This is a genomic window from Microcoleus sp. Pol10D4 (assembly GCF_036701555.1).
Classification (GTDB): Bacteria; Cyanobacteriota; Cyanobacteriia; order Cyanobacteriales; family Microcoleaceae; genus Microcoleus.
The window spans coordinates 23,925-41,013 of sequence record NZ_JAUBRA010000009.1; the positions used below are offsets into that span (position 1 = coordinate 23,925).

General features: G+C 46.0%; 16 protein-coding genes. 8 read left to right on the forward strand and 8 right to left on the reverse strand.

Annotated elements, in window-relative coordinates; genetic code table 11:
* Nucleotides 1-108 precede the first annotated feature (108 nt).
* Both QUA36_RS07240 and QUA36_RS07245 read left to right on the forward strand, forming a co-directional pair.
* On the forward strand, nt 109-381 hold the full coding sequence (locus QUA36_RS07240) for a hypothetical protein (RefSeq protein WP_333158061.1): 273 nt from the start codon (nt 109-111) through the stop codon (nt 379-381).
* A gap of 2 nt (nt 382-383) precedes the next feature.
* Entirely contained in the window at nt 384-836 is a 453-nt protein-coding gene (locus QUA36_RS07245) for an HNH endonuclease (RefSeq protein WP_333456434.1), read from the forward strand.
* Between the two features lie 33 nt (nt 837-869).
* Here QUA36_RS07245 and QUA36_RS07250 read toward each other — a convergent pair whose 3' ends face one another.
* A complete protein-coding gene (locus QUA36_RS07250; RefSeq protein WP_333058980.1) occupies nt 870-1,301 on the reverse strand; it encodes a VOC family protein in 432 nt (143 codons plus the stop codon).
* A gap of 11 nt (nt 1,302-1,312) precedes the next feature.
* Between QUA36_RS07250 and QUA36_RS07255 the strand changes: the two genes are divergently transcribed.
* The gene (locus tag QUA36_RS07255) at nt 1,313-2,125 is read left to right on the forward strand and encodes a TIGR00297 family protein (protein ID WP_333456436.1); all 813 of its coding nucleotides are present in this window, start codon (nt 1,313-1,315) and stop codon (nt 2,123-2,125) included.
* A 175-nt stretch (nt 2,126-2,300) separates the two neighbouring features.
* Here QUA36_RS07255 and hetR read toward each other — a convergent pair whose 3' ends face one another.
* From hetR to QUA36_RS07280, 5 genes are all read right to left on the reverse strand, one after another.
* Entirely contained in the window at nt 2,301-3,206 is a 906-nt protein-coding gene (hetR, locus tag QUA36_RS07260) for a heterocyst differentiation master regulator HetR (RefSeq protein ID WP_333077431.1), read from the reverse strand.
* Between the two features lie 268 nt (nt 3,207-3,474).
* Entirely contained in the window at nt 3,475-3,636 is a 162-nt protein-coding gene (locus QUA36_RS07265; protein ID WP_333434126.1) for a hypothetical protein, read from the reverse strand.
* Nucleotides 3,637-4,059: 423 nt separating this feature from the next.
* Nucleotides 4,060-4,287 (reverse strand): hypothetical protein, encoded by a 228-nt coding sequence (locus tag QUA36_RS07270; RefSeq protein ID WP_333456438.1) that lies wholly within the window; start codon nt 4,285-4,287, stop codon nt 4,060-4,062.
* Nucleotides 4,288-4,896: 609 nt separating this feature from the next.
* Nucleotides 4,897-5,124: a heterocyst-inhibiting protein PatX gene (gene patX / locus QUA36_RS07275; RefSeq protein ID WP_333158053.1), complete on the reverse strand. Its 228-nt coding sequence runs from the start codon at nt 5,122-5,124 to the stop codon at nt 4,897-4,899.
* A 98-nt stretch (nt 5,125-5,222) separates the two neighbouring features.
* Nucleotides 5,223-7,025 (reverse strand): FAD-dependent oxidoreductase, encoded by a 1,803-nt coding sequence (locus tag QUA36_RS07280; protein WP_333456439.1) that lies wholly within the window; start codon nt 7,023-7,025, stop codon nt 5,223-5,225.
* Nucleotides 7,026-7,373: 348 nt separating this feature from the next.
* On the opposite strand from QUA36_RS07280, the gene cysC reads away from it, so the two are divergent.
* From cysC to QUA36_RS07305, 5 genes are all read left to right on the forward strand, one after another.
* A complete protein-coding gene (cysC, locus tag QUA36_RS07285; protein ID WP_333456441.1) occupies nt 7,374-7,898 on the forward strand; it encodes an adenylyl-sulfate kinase in 525 nt (174 codons plus the stop codon).
* Between the two features lie 37 nt (nt 7,899-7,935).
* Entirely contained in the window at nt 7,936-9,657 is a 1,722-nt protein-coding gene (locus tag QUA36_RS07290; protein ID WP_333456443.1) for an SLBB domain-containing protein, read from the forward strand.
* A gap of 143 nt (nt 9,658-9,800) precedes the next feature.
* Nucleotides 9,801-12,125 (forward strand): polysaccharide biosynthesis tyrosine autokinase, encoded by a 2,325-nt coding sequence (locus QUA36_RS07295; protein WP_333158045.1) that lies wholly within the window; start codon nt 9,801-9,803, stop codon nt 12,123-12,125.
* A gap of 422 nt (nt 12,126-12,547) precedes the next feature.
* Nucleotides 12,548-13,915, forward strand: coding sequence for an NAD-dependent succinate-semialdehyde dehydrogenase (locus QUA36_RS07300; RefSeq protein ID WP_333456445.1), 1,368 nt, complete (start codon nt 12,548-12,550; stop codon nt 13,913-13,915).
* Nucleotides 13,916-14,059: 144 nt separating this feature from the next.
* Nucleotides 14,060-15,697 carry an acetolactate synthase large subunit gene (locus QUA36_RS07305; RefSeq protein ID WP_333456447.1) on the forward strand — a complete coding sequence of 546 codons (1,638 nt, stop codon included), beginning with the start codon at nt 14,060-14,062 and terminating at the stop codon, nt 15,695-15,697.
* Nucleotides 15,698-15,861: 164 nt separating this feature from the next.
* Here QUA36_RS07305 and QUA36_RS07310 read toward each other — a convergent pair whose 3' ends face one another.
* Together QUA36_RS07310 and QUA36_RS07315 are read right to left on the reverse strand one after the other, a co-directional pair.
* Entirely contained in the window at nt 15,862-16,047 is a 186-nt protein-coding gene (locus QUA36_RS07310; protein ID WP_333456449.1) for a hypothetical protein, read from the reverse strand.
* 88 nt (nt 16,048-16,135) lie between these two features.
* Nucleotides 16,136-17,011, reverse strand: coding sequence for a DMT family transporter (locus QUA36_RS07315; protein WP_333158040.1), 876 nt, complete (start codon nt 17,009-17,011; stop codon nt 16,136-16,138).
* Between the last annotated feature and the right edge of the window lie 78 nt (nt 17,012-17,089).

The window sequence follows — 17,089 nt, forward strand, 5'->3', positions numbered from 1 at the left end:
CGATTTTTTTTAAAACTAGGGGTTCGGTCTTCGGTATTTTTTAGTCTATCTAGACGGATTTAAAATTTATTGATATAATCTTAATTGAAACCCATAAAATCAACAATTATGATCGTCCTGCCCAAACTGGAAAAGCTGCGAGAGACTCTGCCTATAGAAGGAGCAGTTCGCATTGAATTAGTGGAAGGAATACCGATTTTCCGAGCCTCTACAACAGTCAAAAACCGCATAGAAGAACTGTTGGAAAAACAACAAAATTTGCAACTCAATCCCGAAGAAGACCAAGAACTGAATCTTTACGAAGAAATCGACGATTACCTCAGTTTTGTCAATCGAACTGTCCGCAATCTTTTCTTGGGCCAGATTCAGCCTACAGTATAGAAATGTCAGCTCGCCGTCAAATTCCTGAGAATATCCAAAATCAAGTTCGTCAGAGAGCCAACTGTCTGTGTGAATATTGCCATGCTTCCGAACAATGGCAGTATGTAGAGTTTACGATCGAGCACATCATTCCTCTCACTAAAAAAGGGAGTAACAATATTGACAATTTGGCACTAGCTTGCTTTCATTGCAACCGTCAAAAATCCGATAAAACTACAGCCATAGATACCCAGTCGAGTGTAGAAGTACCATTGTTCAATCCCAGACAAGATACCTGGAACGAACATTTTATTTGGTCGGCGGATGGATTATCAATAGTTGGTTTAACTACAATTGGACGAGCTACAGTTACAGCATTAGTCTTAAATCGAGAAAGAGTTATTAATATTCGTACTGCTGACAAAGCTATAGGGCGACATCCACCACCAGGTGATTTGATTCAATCCGAAAGTTGATATGCTGCAACTGGTTGTTATTTCGCGCAGCAATCAAACAGCATCGCCAACTTCAGCGTATTCGCTGCGGCCAAAAATTGCTTCAGCTTCGCAGTAATACTTGAATTCCAGTATATTGTGGAAAGGATCTTCTAAAAAGAAAGTACGGTGTTCTGTAGGCAAACCGACAAATCGCCGTCTCGGTTCTTGATAGAAATTTAACTTGTTTTGCTGGGCTTTTTCTAGCAACGCTTCCCAGTCTGCTTCGGAAGTAAAAATTAACCCAAAATGCCGGGGATAGATGCCTCGCTGAGGCGTTAAAGGTTCGCGGCTGACGTGGGCGACAATTTGATGGCCACACAAACCCATAATCGCAGAATTAGGCGATTCGCGACCTAGTTCGCAGCCGAGCCCGTCTACGTAGAACGCTTTGGTTTGGGCAATATCAGTCACGGGGAAGGCAAGATGAAATAATACTTGACTCATGGAGGTACTAAATGCAGAATTCAGAATTGTTCTTTAATTATTTATCTTGGTCTAATCCATGGTTGGTGGCGATCGCCCTAAATACAGTTTTACTCGCGATCGCCACCATTGCCCCAAAAAAATTGCTCACTCCCGCTGGCCAATTTCACGGCTGGATATTGGGCGTCCTCATCTGGGGCTGTTTGGGATGGCAAGGCTATGCTGTGGTGATGTTTTACTTTCTTGTCGGATCGGGAGTTACCCGCATCGGCAAAGCCCAAAAAGAAGCAGAAGGCATAGCCGAAAAGCGTTCAGGCGCGCGAGGCCCGGAAAATGTCTGGGGTTCTGCTTTGACTGCTACTCTTTGCGCTGTGGGAGTTTTGGCATTATCTATTTTAGGAGAGACAGGCAAGATGTCTGTGCCACAAGATGTTATTTCCCTGTTATTGCTGGGTTACGCGGCGAGTTTTTGCACCAAACTTTCCGATACCAGCGCCAGCGAAATCGGCAAAGCTTACGGAAAGCGGACTTTTTTGATTACTAGCTTGCAGCCTGTACCTAGGGGTACGGAAGGGGCCGTAAGTTTGGAAGGAACGATCGCAGGTATTGTCGGCTCAATTTTGATTGCGCTTTTGAGTTGGGCCGTCGGTTTAATAGACTTGACAGGAATTCTTTTTTGTGTTATTGCAGCTTTTATTGCCACGAACATCGAGAGCGTGATTGGGGCGACGGTGCAATCAAAGTTTGAGTGGCTGACGAACGAGGTAGTAAATTTTTTTAATACACTCATAGGAGCGATCGCTGCGATTATTTTAGCGGCGACCTGGAGAGCTTTTTTAGCTTAGTTAATCCTGGACACATTCGCGATCCAATAAACCGGGTTTGTTACGATAATTCAAACGATTAACGCAGTATTTTTCCAGAGAAACCCGGTTTCTGCCTCGCGAGCTATTAGCTATTAATCATTAGTCATTAGTCTCAATCAATCAACTCATGACTAATGATTAATAGTTAATCAAACTAAGCGTCGTCTTGCGGCCCAAAAACCATTTGTAAAATCATCGTCGGTTCGCCCCGCTTGTGATAGCGATCGGCCCAATTGCGAATAATTTCATCTAATTCTTCAAGGGCTTGGTCGAGCCGTTCCGGCGGAATATCCAAAGTCTCCATAATTCGCATCACATTCGGTTGTTTTTCCGCCCAATCCTTCATCAGCCGGAAATATCTAGCCGTATCCTCCACCATAGTAAATGTTCGCTCTTCCTGCTCTGCCGGAGAGTAAGTAGCGCGGGTGAGGGCATAAAACGGCATTCCCCAAGGAGAATCAATGCGAGTCACTGTCCCAGAATAGATCAAGCGCCGCTTAATGTGTTCTGCTAGAGCTTCGCTCAAAGGCATTCGCCTTTCTGGAGACATATCTTCTTGCGATCGCCTGTGCAGAAACTCAATCAACTCCATAAACTGAAAAGAATTGATCAGTTGAGCGTCTGGCGGATTAGGAGGAATTTTGCCTTCGAGATATTTTTTTTCATCTACAGTCAAATTGTTTCCCGGAATGCGAGGGCGTCCCGGCATCCAACCATACTGTTCCAGCCAGACATAAGGAAACTGAATCAAATATCTAGGTTCTTGCGAACCCAACATTTTCAGCAATTTTCCCTGAGTCAGAGCTTCCCGGACTTCTTCAACAATCACCTTCACCCGTTTAGGCTCAATGTGATGCAAGTGTCCGGTCATCCGCAGGTTGTTATCCTGCTCCATATAAGTCATATAAATGGCACACTTAGCCGCCGTTGCGGCCGCGTCTAGAAACGCCCCGTGCCTGTGCCCACTGGTTCTCATGGCGCTAAACGCCAGATATAGCATGATCTGATCCATTGCACTAGGGCTGAGGCTTTTGACCAGATCCAAAGAGTCATTTTTCATCACTATCCCCGAAATAGCCAAATTAGGAGGCATTTTGTCATCCTCCATTAAATTATTGCGAGAGCGCCGAATCAAGCATAGCCGACTGTCGCCGGAAAGCTTGCCAGCTACCCTAATATTCAGGTTAGTTAATTTCCCTGAGGTAACAGGGGCATGGGCTTAAAGGCTATCCACACCGCATAAGTGATTCTTATTGGTGGCCAATTTAAGTAGATTGCTGCACCCTCTGCGCTGACAGTTTACCTATATATAAGTTAGTTATCGCAAGTTAATTATAGTGCAGCGGTTGAAAATTAAACCCTACCTGTGGGGGGGAGAAGGTAAATAACTGTTGCGATGCCAGGAATTTGAGGCGACTCCGAGCCCCTAATTCTTGAATAGTCATGGATGCCCAAACCCGGTTCGATCGACTAAAATAAGGCTGTTGCATAATTGCGGGAAGATTTTGATGGTTTTGTGGGATGGGATCTCGTAGCCCGTCCGCTGTATTTTCACAGCAGGCGGAACACCCCACAAGAATCCTCCTCAAATTCTGCAACCCCAAAATAAGGCGTGGAGGGCGAGGGATATCGGTTGAAAAACTCAGATGATCAGAGGCCTGTGGGTAATTCCTGTTTAATTGAAGCGTTTTCAATACAAAACCGCCACATACTAGAATCTATCTCTAGGTAGATGGCGGTTTAAGGTTTATATGCTAACATTTTTTACACAAAAAAGAATCTCCTCAGAACTGTCCACAAAAAGTGCAGTTGTCGCTTAACCTGAAAAACTAGAATTCCAGAAAATCCGATCGAGCGATCGAATGAACGGCCCAAAGCAACTCAGTTGTGGTCATCACTTGCGTCCATTGCCATTAGAAATCTTGTAGCGGATGAGTGTAAACAGTAGGCTCAGTAAAATTTCTCCGTTCGGTGTCCCTCCGAGGACGGCGATTGGGCCTGTGTTCAGTTTGGGCTGACAACATATATTGAGCGGTGCCAGTTTCGACAATGGGGAGTGAAGATTCAAAAGCTTGAGCGGCGCTGGCACTCAAGGTAATGCCCAACAGGCTCAGTAAAGCAATTGCAGTGTAGGTTTTCATGGGTAGTATTCGTCGTGTCAGTATCTATTTAGAGATACGACATTACCCAGGCTGATCAGGATTAATTTCCCTGAAATTATCAAACTCTAGAATCAGCAATCCGAAATTAGGGATCACGAATTATAAGGAAGAAGAAGAAGAAGGAATCAGGCTTTAGTTAAGCTATCGCGCATTTAAATTGTATTCTAAAATCCTTGTATAAAAAGCGGAAAATTATCTTTCCCTCTCCCTTTCTCACCCTCTACCCCTCCAGAAGCAACAGACACTTTAGATGCGTAGCCTCTGATCTATGAGAACTGTCAGAAGTCGATGTAAAATGGAATAAATAAAATCTCTGGCTTCAGTAATAAAAAAAATCATAATTGCACTACCCAGAAGGTTACAATAATATACAAAACCGCCAAATACGAGCTTCAATCTCTCGATAGATGGCGGTTTAAGGTTTATATGCTATCATCACTCACATAAAAGAAGATCCTAATGACTGTAAACAAGAAATGCAGTTGCCTTGTAAACCTGAAAAACTAGCATCCCAGGAAATCAGATTGAGCGCTCGACACGGGCGGCAGAAACTAACTCAATAACGGAAATCGCTTTCGTCCAATGTCATTAAAATGCTTGTAGTTGATGAGTGTAAAGATTAGGTTCACTGAACTCTCGGCGTCCGCTGCCTCTTTCTGGAGAACGATCGCCCCTTTGTTCGCTTTGGGCGGATAAAATGTATGAAGCGGTGGCAAATTCGAGCAGTCCGACGAGGGATTCAAAGGCTCGAACGACAGTGGCGCTCAAAGTAACGCCCAAAAGACTCTGTAAAGCAATTGGTGTGTAAGTTTGCATGGGGTTAGTATCCGTGTCATTGTCTATTAACTGATACGGACTCTCCCCGATCGATCAGGATAAATTTCTGTGAATTTTTCGGATCTCTGCAAAAAACCTTACCCCTTCAATTCTAGGGCTTCCGCCAGCAGCCAAGCACCTGCCGAATTCAGCCTGCCCCATACTGTCAGAGGCTTTTCGGTTTCGCAATTCTGTAAAAATCTGTCGGTTTCCGAGTCCAAAGTCACGAGTTGCCAAGTTTGATCGGCTAAGGATGCAGGGCTTGTCAGCGTTATTGTCCAGTCTTGTTCGCCGAGGCGACGGAAAATGCCCGAAAATTGGCTGTGGGTATTTGCTGTTTGACTGCTTTGTTTCTCTACTGACTCCTGACATTCGCCGCTGGCGGGATATGCTTGGGGTCGATCGAGATAATAGCGTTGCCAATCGAGCCAGTCCGATCGCCCCCGTGTCAAATTAAATAAAGGAATAACCGCCGCACTAGCCTCGGAATCTTGCAGCAAAGCTTCCTGCAAAACTCTCACCGGCAAGTCCCGCAGCTGACATCCAGATTCCGCGCACAAAGCCGCCGCCATCCCCGCCGCCTGTCCAATATTCATTACCGTCGGTTGCAAGCGAGTTGCACCGTTGGCGATGTGAGAGACGGAAATATTTTTTTCGCACACTAGCAAACCGTCTACACTCGCAGGAATTAGGGCGCTGTAAGGAATGGTAAACGGAGTTCCCGTCCAGCGGCCGCCCCAGCGAATAGATTTGGGCTGCAAGGGAATGTCGCCACTGGTGTAGTGGTGATCATTGGCATAGTTGCCGATCGCAATTGTTTCACAAATTCCCTCAGAATTTATCGGCAACTTCGCGACTCTTCCACCGACAATAGGCAAAATATCTTGTTCTGTCACTGTACTTATCCCTCGCAAGCGCCGACTTTCTCGGTAGTAAGGATGTAAGGCAAAGGAAGAAAGAAGGGAAGAATTTTGTTGATTGTCGATCGTTGAAATCGGGAAAATATTCTGTGCTAAGCCGTACCGGCGGCCGAGTTGCGTTTGAATGAAACGGGCGAAACTTTGAGTGTGCCACCGACTTTCTTGCAGGAATTCTTGTCGAGATGCTTCAGATGCAATTAGTCGATCGACTCCTTCACCATAATCATTACCTCGAATCGGCCAATTAATCATCAACAATCCCCCTGGCAGCCTGCCGTAATTGAGAAATTGCTCAGGAGTGTAACCGTCCCAAGCACCAGTAAATCGATCGGGATTGTCTACAGGCGGCGCGGGAATTTCTGGCCCGGCCGCACCTTTACCAAAATCCTGCAAGATTGCCACCCAAGTCGGAGCTTGCACCGAATACCGCTCTGTGAGAGCATTAGAGGCAGCCGGCGCGCTGGGTTCTCCCCACTCGGCTTGGAATTCCCAACCCCAGCGGTGCCCAACTTCCGCTAAAGCCAGCAAATCTCCCAATTCCGTTGCATCCAAAGTGATTTTGGCCGAAACAGTAAAATCTGCAAACTGAACGCCAGAAATGCGATCTCCTTCATACAGGACATCGTTAGCTTTTTGTCCACAAATCCACTGTAAGTTCGGCAAACATTTAACCCAATCAGCGAAAATTTCAGCACCGATGCGGGGATCGTAAGTAAAAAAACTTACCCAGCCCCAATCCAAACCTCCCGGCTGTCGCTGCTGGAGTTCCCGCAAAAACGCGCCCCACAAACCAGTTTGAAAAGCTGCTAATTCATTGCCATCGGGGGCAGAAACGCCAGCGGAAGTAAGCATTCCTCCCAGCCAGGGGAATTCGCTTACTAAAATAGTTTTGGCACCTCGGCGGGCTGCTTGCACGGCTGCTGCAGTGCCGCCGGTGCCGCCACCGACTACCAAAACATCTGCTTTTAAGGTTGGGGACATGGGGAATAGGATTTTAGATTTTAGATTTTAGATTTTAGATTGCAAGAGGCTCATTCATCATGTAATGTGCGACCACAAGCACCCAGAGGATAGATGTTCGGCGTTTGTTATCGCGCATTGAATGTAAGGTGCACAAGTGGCGCACCCTACGGATTTTAAAATTACCTCTTTCTCCTCTTCCCTCTTCCTCTGTGTCCTCTGCGTCCTCTGCGGTTAATAAAAAAATTAGTTATTGTGAGAGTCTGATCGCATCTCAAATCAAAAAGAATTAGAAAATGGGGAACCGGGACGCTAAAGTCATACGTCGCGTAAATTCCCCACTATTCACTACTAACCAAGCAATTGAAAATGGAAAAAGGTTTTATTTTGTGGTTCACCGGGCTGAGCGGTTCCGGCAAGACAACTATCACCAAAGCTCTCGAACCCGAATTGAAGGCAAGAGGTTGCAAAGTTGAAATATTGGATGGAGATGTCGTTCGCACCAACTTGTCAAAAGGTTTGGGATTTAGCCAAGAAGACCGAGATACTAATATTCGGCGGATTGGATTTGTAGCTCACCTGCTGAGCCGCAATGGAGTAGCCGTAATGACCGCAGCTATTAGCCCCTACAGAGCAATTCGCGACGAAATTAGAGCAATGGAGCCCAATTTTGTTGAAGTATATATCACAGCGCCGTTAGAAGTGTGCGAAGGTCGCGATGTCAAGGGGCTATACGCTAAGGCGAGAGCAGGACAAATTAAGGGTTTTACGGGAATTGACGATCCTTATGAAGAACCGCTTAATCCTGAGATTATTTGTTACACAGAGCGAGAAAGTGTGGAAGAGAGTGTTAAAAAAGTTCTGACGAAGTTAGAACAGTTGGGTTACATTTGATGTTGGCGGGGTTGGATGAGGATAGGGGCAAAAAGCGATGGTGGTGAAAAGTTATTCGCACGGCGTGCAACTTGAGAAAAAATCTCACCCTTCTGTCCCCTTCGCAGATAGGGAGGGTGAAGAATTTCTCCCATTTCCTGCAAGGAAAGGGGCCCAGGCAGAGGTTTCCAGCAAAAGCTGCAAGCTAAGTTATTGGGCAAGCAATGCTGTCAAAAGTTTAATGATTCAAAGTTTAACAGTGTCAGTGCTGGTGGCGGTGGGTTCATCTCCTGTGGCAGCCCAGTTGATGCCTCCTCCTCCTCCTCCTCCTCCTGATGCGGGTTCTCCTGTTCCTGTACCAGTGCCGGGATTGCCGGGATTGCCGGCAAGTGAACCTTCAAGTGTACGATCGGAAGTTTACACTTTAGGCGCGGGCGATCGTATTCAAATGGACATCTTCAACGTCCCGGAATACAGCGGCCCCAACGGTCAACACCAAGTACAGGCAGACGGTTCCCTGAACTTGCCGTTAATTGGCAGCGTTGCGGTGTACGGTATGACCCTAGAACAAGCTTCTAATGTTGTTAAAGACAAATACGGCAAATACCTTAAACGTCCTTGGATTACCCTGAAACTGCTGGCGGCACGTCCTTTGCAAATTGCGATCGCGGGCGAAATCAACCGCCCCGGAGCCTATACAATATCCTCAGCAGCAGGCCCCGGAGGCACAGCAGAGCAAATGGGAACTCAAATGCCAACGATATCGCGGGCTCTGCGAATGGCCGGTGGAATTACCCAGTCAGCAGACGTGCGGCAAATCAAAATCCGCCGCCCCCAGCGCAACGCACCGGAACAAATTATTAGTGTGGATTTGTGGGAATTATTGCAAAACGGCGATTTGCGGGCCGATATGACTTTGCGCGACGGCGATACTATATTTATTCCCACTGTAACTAGCCTCAACCGCCAAGAAGCACCGACTTTAGCAGTAGCTAACATTACCGGGCAAAGCACTCAACCAATTAATATTGCTGTGGTGGGCGAAGTAACTCGCCCCGGTACTTATACTTTGGCAAAAGAGACTCAAAGTAGGGTACAAGAGAATGAAATGGGTGAAAATTCTGGTTTGTTTGCTGCCAGCGAAACCAACAGCGGGGAAACTGTTTTGCAGCAAACTGTAACGAGGGCAATTAAAATGGCGGGCGGCATTACGCCGGTAGCTGATATCAGACAAATACAAGTTCGCCGCCTGACACGGGCGGGTACAGAACAAATTATTAATGTGAATTTGTGGCAACTTTTGGAAGGGGGAGATGTATCCCAAGATTTAGCGCTGCAACAGGGAGATACGGTAATTGTTCCTAAAGCCGAAAACCTCGATGCAACCCAAGACGAACAAGTTGCTAATTCTAATTTTTCACCTGATACGATTAAGGTGAACATTGTGGGAGAAGTCGTGAAACCGGGAGCGATAGCGGTGCTGCCAAACACTACTTTAAATCAAGCGCTGGTAGCAGCGGGAGGTTTTAATAAAGCGCGGGCAGAAATGGATTCGGTGAATTTAATTCGCCTCAATCCTAACGGCACCGTTTCGCAGCTAACTGTTAAGGTTGATTTTTCTGCAACTGCCAATGAATCAACTAATCCCAAACTGCAAAATAATGATGTAATTATGGTAAGGCGATCGGGTCGCGCTACGTTCTCGGATAATGTAGGCGGGACTCTCGCTCCTCTCAGCCCGCTGTTAGGAATATTTCGGTTGTTCGATATTTTTCGGTGATTTGAATAGACTGGCATTAAGGCCTCAGAAACCAGGCTTCTAGAAAAAATTGCGGTTTGGTAATGAAATATCGAGGAATCAACCGATTTCCTGAAAATCCGCCACCAATACAGACGTTTAAACTAATAAGTTGTAGAAATCAAATGAAACCAGGGAAACAATCTCAAGTAGCACTGTTTAATCATAAAAAAGCCGCTAATCTGGAAAAAATGTCTTCTGGGCTTTATGAAGAAGATAAATTTTTAGGCAGAAACAAAACCGAGGCAGAAGAGTTAAGTTTTTGGGAAGTTTGCCGCAGTCGCTCCATCTTAGTCATCGGTGTAGCAGCGGCAGTGACTACCGGAGTTTTCGCCTGGACACTGAATCAAAAAAGCGAGTACGAAGGGCGCTTTCAATTATTAGTAGAACCAGCCGTTACGCAAAATACTTTAGCCAAAATCTACTCCGGTGAGCTGAAACTGCAACCAGCGGCCCCGGCGACCCAAGAAAAGGGCGGTTTTGACTACGAATCCCAAATTCAAGTTTTGCAAAGTCCGCAAGTAATGGCGCCGATTATTAAAGAGTTGCAGGCTAAGTATCCCGAAATAAACTACAATTACCTTTTGAACCAAAAAGCAGATAATTTGCCGTTATCTCAGGAAACCAGGCTGTCAATTAATCGCTTCAAAAATACCAAAATTATAGAAGTTAAGTATCGGGATTATGACCCGAAAAAAATTCAGTTTGTTTTGGAAAAAGTTGCGTTAGGATACCGCAACTACAGCGTGCAAGATACCACCACTCAAATTAGTCAGACTCTGGATTTTGTAAAATCGAAAATTCCCAACCAGCAAAAGCGCCAACAAGCTCTGCAAACAGAAATTCAAAAATTGCGGCAGCAGTACAATTTCATCGACCCGCAAATTCAAACGCAACAACTCGCGCAGCAAATCAGTGAACTTCAAACGCAAAGATTGGAAGCGCAAACGCAGCTCAATCAGCAGAGATTGCTCTATTCCAATCTGCAAAATCAGCTCGGACTTAACCAGCAGCAAGCGCTGATGGCCTCGGCTCTGAGTCAAGCTCCCCGCTATCAAGGGATGCTGACTCAATTGCAACAATTAGAAGGGGAAATTGCGATTAACTCGGCTACGTTTACCGACGAAACTCCGCAAATGCAATTGTTGCGAGAACAGCGCAAGAACCTGATTCCTTTGTTGAAGAAAGAAGCCCAACAAGTTCTGGGGACGGATTTAGCTAAGGTAAGTTCACAAGTGCTGGCTTTTCAAGATCCGGTGCGGATTAAGTTAATCGAGCAGTTTGTCGGTACTGCTAATTTAATTCAGGTGCTGGGTGTACGGAATCAAGTTTTGGAACAAGCTGCTAAGCAGTTGAACCAATACTCTCAAAAATTCCCGGTGATTTTGCGGCGCTATTCCGATTTGCAGCGCGAGTTGGATTTGACTAACAATACGCTCAATGGTTTGCTGGCAAAACAGCAAGCTTTGCAGCTTGAAGCTGTGGGCAAAAAAGAGGTGGCTTGGGAAGTTATTGCTAAGCCGGAAATTCCGCGTTACAAAAATGGCGAGTTGATGGCTGTTGCTCCGATTATGCCTTTGAATTTGGCTTTGGGGGGATTGGCTGGTTTGCTATTTGGTATGCTGGCGGCGCAGTTGGCGGAACGGTTTAACAATAAAACGGTGTTCCAAACTCCAGAGGATGTTAAACAGTCGATTCGCCTGCCTTTGTTGGGGGTAATTCCTGCTAGCGATAAAATTTTGAGACTTCCTCCTGCTGAGACAAGCCCGGTGGATGTGGCAATTTCGCCGATGCCGACGGATGCTTTTCAGGAAGCTTTTCGATCGCTCAATGCGAATATTCGCTTACTAAACGTTGAAACTCCGATTAATTCTTGCGTAATTACTTCTTGTCAAGTAGGTGACGGCAAGTCTACGGTAGCAGTAAATCTGGCGCGGGCGGCGGCTGCAATGGGGCAGCAAGTGCTGTTGGTGGATGGGGATTTACGGCGCCCGCAGGTACACGAAATGCTGGGTTTACCGAATTGGCAAGGGTTGCACAATGTGATTGCTGATGATGTGGATGTGCAACAGGTGATTGTGCGATCGCCCCGCGATGAAAATTTGTTTGTGTTAACTTCCGGCCCGGTTCCTTTCGATCCCACAAAGGTGCTTTCTTCCAAAAAAATGCAGCATTTAATGGCAGCTTTGTCAAGTCATTTTGACTTAGTTATTTACGATACTGCACCACTTTTGGGTTTGGCGGATGCGAATTTGTTGGCGGCTCACACTAACGGATTGATGCTGGTAGTGGGGCTGCATCAAACTGAGCGGGAGGCGCTGTTGTTGGCTTTTGAAGATTTAAAAATGGCGGGAATTCCGCTGTTGGGAATGGTGGCGAATAACGATAAAGGCAGCAGGTATTACTATCAGTCTTACGTGCAGGATTACGTTCAGGAACAGTCGGTTTGAGGGAGATGAATTGAGAAATGTGTAGTGGAACAGGCCGTCGCGCCTGTTCTTGAGAATGCAAGGCGGGCGGGACACCCGACCAGATATTTCCTCGATCTTGCACCATTAATTGTGAATCAAGCTTTCAGGGGCGGGCGTTCCGCCCCGCAAGAACATTTAACTTTTATGGAACAGGCCGTCTAGCCTGTTCTGGATATTTGTGCGTGATTTCAGAAAGACAAATTTTCTTAAGATTTGCGATCGAGACTCTGAACTATAATTAAAAGTAGAGAAATTTAAACAAATCGCGGGACTTGCAAATTGGCAAGACCTGAAAGAAAACGTGGCTGGTAAATTCCTATTTTGTAATACCTTGATACAACTCCCTGCCTCGGCTGAAAACTAGCAGGGAGTTTTGTGTTTTTTACACAGGAGATGAAACAATGGCTATTGCTACTATCAATCCGGCAACGGGAGAAACGCTGAAAACTTTCGAGCCACTTGCGGATGAGGTAATAGAAGCTAAGCTGGAATTAGCACAGCAAGCTTTTAAAAAATACCGCCAACTGCCGTTTGAGCAGAGAGCTCTGTGGATGCAGAAAGCTGCAGACATCTTGGAGCGCGATCGCGAAATTTATGCTGAAATGATGACCCTGGAAATGGGTAAAACGCTCAAATCTGCGATCGGCGAAGTGGAAAAATGCGCCTTAGTTTGTCGGTATTACGCCAAAAATGCCGCTCAATTTATGGCAGACGTACCGGCAACCACTGACGCTAGCAGCAGCTTTGTCCGCTACCAACCACTGGGCCCTATTTTAGCCGTTATGCCGTGGAATTTCCCATTTTGGCAAGTTTTTCGGTTTGCGGCGCCAGCACTGATGGCGGGCAATGTCGGGTTGCTCAAACACGCTTCCAACGTGCCTCAGTGCGCTTTGAAAATCGAAGAAATTTTTACGCTTGCTGGCTTTCCCGAAGGCGTTTTTCAAACTTTGTTAGTGGGCGCCGACAAAGTAGCCAATATCGTTGCGGACGATCGTATAAAAGCAGCAACTCTCACCGGTAGCGAACCAGCGGGTGAAAGTTTGGCAGCAAATGCGGGCAAAAATTTGAAAAAAGTAGTGTTGGAATTGGGAGGAAGCGACCCATTTATTGTGATGTCCAGCGCCGATTTAGCAGCAGCTTTATCAACTGCTGTGACATCCCGGATGCTCAATAACGGTCAATCTTGCATCGCCGCCAAACGCTTTATTTTAGCAGAAGAAATTGCCGACGAATTCATCAAAGGATTTGTCGAAAAATTGGAGCAATTAAAAGTAGGCGATCCGATGTTGCCAGAAACCGATATCGGCCCTTTAGCTACTCCCGCAATCCTCAAAGACTTGGACAATCAAGTGCAAACTTGCATCCAATCGGGAGCAAAAATTCTGACAGGTGGCAGCCCATTGTCAGAGAATGCCGGCAATTTCTACTTGCCAACTATTCTGGCAGATATTCCGTCGAATGCCTCTGCCCGTCAAGAAGAATTTTTCGGGCCCGTAGCTTTAGTATTCCGGGTTGCAGGCATCGATGAGGCGATCGAACTGGCAAACAGCACATCTTTTGGCTTGGGTGCGTCAGCTTGGACTACAGTAAGAGAAGAGAGCGATCGGTTTATTTCCGAACTAGAAGCAGGCGCCGTATTCATCAACGGCTTAGTAAAATCCGACCCGAGATTGCCCTTCGGCGGCATCAAACGCTCCGGTTACGGACGCGAGTTGAGCATCCAAGGAATGCACGAATTTGTTAACATAAAAACAGTTTGGGTGAAATAAGCTCCCACTCTATCAACCGATCGCACAAATCTACATAAGTCTGCGTTTATCTGCTTTTACCTGGGGTTAAAAAGTCCCATTTAGTATTTTTGCGATCGGTTGAAAAAGACCCACAACCCCCATTAACCGAGGAGAAAAACGGAAATGAACACAGCTCAACTATTGGTAAAATGTTTAGAAAATGAAGGCGTCGAATACGTCTTCGGACTTCCCGGAGAAGAAAATTTAGAAATTTTAGAAGCCCTGAGAAACTCTTCAATTAAATTTATTACTACTCGCCACGAACAAGGCGCCGCTTTCATGGCAGACGTTTACGGTCGTCTCACAGGCAAAGCCGGCGTTTGCTTGTCCACCTTGGGCCCTGGCGCAACTAACTTAATGACAGGAGTTGCTGACGCCAACTTAGACGGCGCTCCTTTAATAGCAATTACCGGACAAGTCGGCACAGACAGAATGCACATAGAATCGCACCAATATTTAGATTTGGTCGCCATGTTTGCACCTGTTACTAAGTGGAATGCTCAAATTGTCCGACCCAGCACGACGGCAGAAATTGTCCGCAAAGCCTTTAAAGTAGCTCAAAGTGAAAAGCCGGGAGCAGTTCACATTGACTTACCTGAAAACATCGCAGCAATGCCTGCTGAAGGAGATCCGCTCACCAAAGACAACCGCGAAAAAACTTTTGGCGCTTACCAAAGCTTGAATAAAGCCGCTGTGGCAATTTCCAAAGCAAAAAGTCCTCTGCTTTTAGTAGGAAACGGCGCGATCCGCGCTAGCGCCAGCGATGCTTTGACACAATTTGCTACTCGATTGAATATTCCCGTAGCTAATACTTTCATGGGCAAAGGTGTAATTCCTTACACTCATCCTTTGGCACTGTGGACGACGGGATTGCAAAAACGCGATTACATTAGCTGTGCTTTTGAAGAAACTGATTTAGTGATTGCTGTTGGCTACGATTTGATTGAATATTCCCCGAAAAAGTGGAATCCCGAAGGAAAAATTCCGATTATTCACATTGGATCTCTGCCTGCAGAAATTGACAGCAGTTATATTCCTCTTATCGAAGTTGTGGGGGATATTTCTGATTCCCTCAATGAAATTTTGCAGCGTGCCGATCGCATGGAGAAAGTAGACCCTTTTGCTAAGCAATTGCGGGCGGATATTCGCGCTGGGTACGAACAATATGCAGCCGACGACGGTTTCCCGATTAAGCCACAAAAACTCATTTACGACTTGCGGCAAGTCCTGGGCCCGGAAGATATTCTTATATCTGATGTCGGAGCTCACAAAATGTGGATCGCGCGGCACTATCATTGCGATCGCCCGAATACCTGTTTGATTTCCAACGGCTTTGCGGCGATGGGAATTGCAATTCCGGGTGCAGTAGCTGCAAAACTCGTTTATCCCGATCGCAAAGTAATAGCAGCCACCGGCGACGGTGGTTTTATGATGAATTGCCAAGAGTTAGAAACTGCTTTGCGAGTCGGTACTAATTTTGTGACGCTGATATTTAATGACGGCGGTTACGGGTTAATTGAATGGAAGCAGCAAGATTATTTTGGTCATTCCGATTTCGTCAAATTTGGCAATCCCGATTTTGTGAAATTTGCGGAAAGTATGGGTTTAAAAGGCTATCGAGTGGAATCTGCAACGGATTTTATTCCGATTCTGAAAGAAGCCCTGGCTCAAGATGTCCCTTGCGTCATTGATTGTCCGGTAGACTATCGGGAAAATGCGCGTTTCAGTCAATTATCTGGGGATATGAGTTGCAATTTGTAAGAGTAGCTAGAGCCCCGGCTTCTTAAAGAAGTCGGGGCTCTAATAATGGATATTTTTCGAGATAGAGTTTTGTAGCTTGTTTAAGATTGCCGATCGCTTCTTCTATGGTTTCGCCTTGGTCAACTGTGGGGACTTCTGGACATTCGGCAATGTACTTCTGCCAATTATTTTACCCAAGTATAAGAAGCATAAATCACTTCCTCTTCCTTCTGGCGATCGGTTGCAATTGGCTTCTCAATATCTCCGTAGAGTTTTGTTCCTACTTGTCGGAGTTGTGATATCAAATCCGGTAGCATAGGAATTAATATTACCCACTGCTTTCGAGACGGCGCCGTGCCTAATCGAGTCAACAGTTAACACTCAACCATTCAGTTTTTAGACCCGCCCGTCAACAGTCAACAATCATTCCGGTGGCATCGGAATTGATATCAAATCTAATCACTTCAAACCCAATAATAAGGCGATTCCGCCGATCGCACCAACTACCCCTAAAACAGCCCGAATGCTCACTCTTTCGCCCGCCAGCACCGCTAAAGGCAGTATAAATAGGGGACTGGTAGAACTGAGTGTTTGAGCGATTGCTGCGGGTGCATATTTCAGCGAAGTCTGTTGCAGAAAAATTCCCAGATATGTTCCTAAAAAAGCTGCCAGAATTATTGCAGCTAATATTTTTGAGGATTTTAATTGTTTGAAACTGTCAAGGTTTGTTGGCTTCAAAAAGCACAGCATGACTGCCATACCACCGCTCAAACGCAACGCCGCCGTCCACAGGGGATCGATATCTATTTGAGTGAAGGCGGCGCGGGATAAAATTGCTCCAACGGCGTGGGTTGTTTGTCCTAATAAACTAATACCTAATCCCTGCCAAAGATGTTTTGATGATAAGGTTGTTTCGGCTGTTCGTTCTGCAATTACCCACGCTACGCCGCAGATTGTTAAAAGAATGCCAGTACAAGCAATGAGCGATAACTTTTCTTGCAAAAATATTAAGCCCAATAAAGCTGTTAAAGGGGGAGAAAGGGTTTCTAAAAGCAGCGTTCGTCTCGCGCCTAAATATTTTAATACGATAAAGAAAGCGGTGTCTCCGATGCCAATTCCTAAACCGCCGCTAATCAGCAGCATTGCTAAAATATTAGGGTTGATTGCGGGTAAAGATTTTCCTAAAATTAGTAGAGTGGCAAGGAGCATGAAAAGGGCGATCGCACCTTTGAGCAAGTTTAGCACCACTGCGGGGATTTGCTGTCCCACTCGCTGCCAGATGGTGGAAGATAGAGCCCAGACAAATGCAGCGCCTAAAGCGGCGATTTCACCCATAAAATCTGTTGACGGTTAACGGTTGACTGTTGACTGTTGACGGTTAACGATTGTCATTAGTTACCAATTCGCAATTCG